At 75.9% G+C, this 2,832-nt stretch carries 3 protein-coding genes; 2 read left to right on the top strand and 1 reads right to left on the bottom strand.

Translation table 11 applies throughout. From position 1 onward, the window contains the following. Positions 1-86 precede the first annotated feature (86 nt). Entirely contained in the window at positions 87-1,016 is a 930-nt protein-coding gene (gene rarD, locus G9H71_RS22015; protein ID WP_166284903.1) for an EamA family transporter RarD, read from the top strand. 70 nt (positions 1,017-1,086) lie between these two features. Next, the gene (locus G9H71_RS22010) at positions 1,087-1,935 is read left to right on the top strand and encodes a class I SAM-dependent methyltransferase (protein ID WP_166284902.1); all 849 of its coding nucleotides are present in this window, start codon (positions 1,087-1,089) and stop codon (positions 1,933-1,935) included. Between the two features lie 17 nt (positions 1,936-1,952). On the opposite strand, the gene G9H71_RS22005 is transcribed toward G9H71_RS22010, so the two are convergent. Continuing rightward, positions 1,953-2,789, bottom strand: coding sequence for a metal ABC transporter permease (locus tag G9H71_RS22005; protein WP_166284901.1), 837 nt, complete (start codon positions 2,787-2,789; stop codon positions 1,953-1,955). Positions 2,790-2,832: the final 43 nt, after the last annotated feature.

The following is a 2,832-nucleotide window of genomic DNA, read 5'->3' as shown; positions in this document are numbered from 1 at the left end:
CGACGCCCACGAGGGGCCGGCACCCCGATCCTCGGGTGCCGGCCCCTTCGTCGTCCTCCACGGCGTCGGAGTCGCCGTCCGAGGCGGTGTCCTCCGCCGAGGCGGTGGGCCGCGGCACGCTCTTCGGAGCGGCCGCGTACCTGCTCTGGGGGCTCTTCCCGCTCTACTGGCCGCTGCTCGAGCCCGCCGGCGCGCTGGAGATCCTCGCCCACCGGATGGTGTGGTCGCTCGTGGCCGTGGCGGTGCTGCTCGCGGTCACGCGCGGCGGCCTGCCGTGGCGCGGGCTCGGCCGGCGCCGGCTCGGGCTGCTCATGGCCGCCGGCGCCGTCATCTCGGTCAACTGGCTCGTCTACATCGTGGGGGTCAACTCCGGCCACACGGTCGAGACGTCGCTGGGCTACTTCATCAACCCGCTCGTCACGATCCTGTTCGGCGTCTTCCTGCTCGGGGAGAAGCTGCGCCGCGCCCAGTGGGCGGCGGTGGGCATCGCCGCGGCCGCGGTCGTCGTGCTCACGGTCGCGTACGGGCGACCGCCCTGGATCGCGCTGGTCCTCGCGCTGTCGTTCGGGACGTACGGCCTGCTGAAGAACCGGGCCAAGGTGGCGGCCGTGCCCTCGCTGGCCGTCGAGACGGCCACGGTGGCGCCGTTCGCCCTGGGCTACCTCGTCGTGCTCCAGGCGGCCGGCGACGCGACGTTCGGCTCCGCGGGCGGCGGGCAGGCCGCGCTGCTGGTGGGCAGCGGGGTGGTGACCGCGATCCCGCTGCTGCTGTTCGGCGCCGCGGCCGTCCGGGTGCCGCTGACCGTCATGGGCCTGCTGCAGTACCTCGCGCCCGTCGTGCAGTTCCTCATCGGCGTGCTCGTCCAGCACGAGCACATGCCGCCGGCGCGGTGGGGCGGGTTCGCGCTCGTGTGGCTCGCGCTCGTGGTCCTCACTGTCGACGGGCTGCGCGCGCGCCGGGCGGCCTCCCGCCCGTTGGTCGAGGCCGCCACCGAGCCCGAGGCTGCCCCGGCCTGAAGCGGCCCCTTGGGGCACGGATGCGCGGAACGCGGCGCACCGGGGGCGGGGGCGTGCCACCGTCGTCCGCATGGGCGGTCGCGACGAGCCGGGCAGGCACGTCCGGCCGGTCGTCGCCGGGGTGCGCGCCGTGGCCCGGGTTGCCCCGGGCGCCAAGCCCTGGCTGCAGAAGGCGCTCGTCCGGCTGGGCTACCGGCTGGTCAACCGGCGGGCGTTCGCCCCGGACAGCGACTGCCTCAACTACGGCTACGCCACAGCGGACGACGTCCCCGACGGCTCTCCCGACCACTTCGGCCGCAACCTGTACGCCGCAGTGGCCGGCGCCGTCGACCTGCGCGGGGCGCGGGTGCTGGAGGTCGGGTGCGGGCGGGGCGGGGGCACCGCGTACGTCGCCGAGCGCTTCTCCCCCGCCGCGGTCACCGGGGTGGACCTCGCGCGCAGCGCCGTGGCCTGGTGCCGCCGCCGGCACCGGCGGCCCGGGCTGACGTTCGTCCGGGGCGACGCCGAGCGGCTGCCGTTCGGTGACGCGTCGTTCGAGGCGGTGCTGAGCGTCGAGTCCTCGCACAACTACCCGCGCGTCGACCGCTTCTTCGCCGAGGCCCGCCGCGTCCTCGTCCCCGGCGGCCACCTCCTGCTGGCCGACCTGCGGCCGACCGCCTCGCTGCCGCGGCTGACCGCGGCCGCGCGCGAGGCCGGCTTCGTGCCGGTCGAGGAGGAGCGCATCACCGCCGCCGTGCTGCGCTCGATGGAGCTCGACAGCGCCCGGCGCGCGGCCGCGGTCGAGCGTGGCGTGCCGCGGGCTCTGCAGGCGGGGGCGCGCGGCTTCGTGGGCGTGGCCGGGACGGAGATCTTCGAGCGGCTGCGGACCGGGCGGATGGAGTACGTCCGGCTGGTGCTGCGGGCCCCGCATCCAGGGTGATCCCGCTGGACGCGACGTCAGCCGGCCGCCGCCACCGCGTCCCGCCGCACCCGGCGTCCCCGCGCGCGCTTGACCGCCGGCGCCAGCGCGACGGACAGCACGAAGGCCGCGGTCGTCCCCAACGTGATCGCGCCGCCGGTGGCGACGCGCACGTGCTGGGAGACGAGCACGCCGAGGACTCCGCACCCGGCGCCGATGACGACGGCGACGGCGGTCATCGGGCCGATGCGCTCGACCCAGAGCCGGGCGGCGGCGGCCGGCGCGACGATGAGCGCGACCGACAGGATCGTGCCGACCGAGGGCACCGCGGTCACGATCGCGAGCTCGACGAGCAGCAGCACGGCCAGGTCGAGGGCGAACGACGGGTAGCCGGCCGCGCGGAGCCCGGTCGGGTCGAACGCGCCGAACACGAGCTCCTTGCCTATGACCGCGAGCACCGCGGCCACGACGGCGAGCACGACGGCAGTGATGACGACGTCGGAGGTGCGCAGGGTCAGGATGGAGCCGACCAGGTAGGCCGAGAGGTCCTTGCTGAAGCCCTCCTGGGCCGACACGAGCACGACGCCGAGGGCGAACCCGGCCGACAGCACGACCCCGGTGGCGGTGGCGAAGTCCTGGCCGCGGCCGCGGGCGAGCGCGGCGACGCCGACCGCGACGAAGACGCCGAAGACCCAGCCGCCGACGAAGATGTTGACGCCGAGGATCGCGGCGAGCACCACGCCGGGGAACGTCGCATGGGTCATCGCCATGGTGAAGAACGACAGCCGGCGCAGGACGACGTGGACCCCGACCAGAGCGCCCAGCGCGCCCACCAGCCCGGCCTCGATGACCGCCCGCAGCGTGTAGACGTCCATCAGCCGGCCACCTCCACGGGCAGCCGGCGGGCCCGGGCGCGGG

The sequence above is a fragment of the Motilibacter deserti genome, assembly GCF_011250635.1.
GTDB classification, from domain to species: domain Bacteria; phylum Actinomycetota; class Actinomycetes; order Motilibacterales; family Motilibacteraceae; genus Motilibacter_A; species Motilibacter_A deserti.
Note: the sequence above shows the minus strand (reverse complement) of the source record. Positions and strands in the feature narration are given on the sequence as shown.

Bases quoted from the DNA above. Each gene is read 5' to 3' on its own strand.
- G9H71_RS22010 (WP_166284902.1), top strand. From the start codon at position 1,087: ATGGGCGGTCGCGACGAGCCGGGCAGGCACGTCCGGCCGGTCGTCGCC.
- G9H71_RS22005 (WP_166284901.1), bottom strand. From the start codon at position 2,789: ATGGACGTCTACACGCTGCGGGCGGTCATCGAGGCCGGGCTGGTGGGC.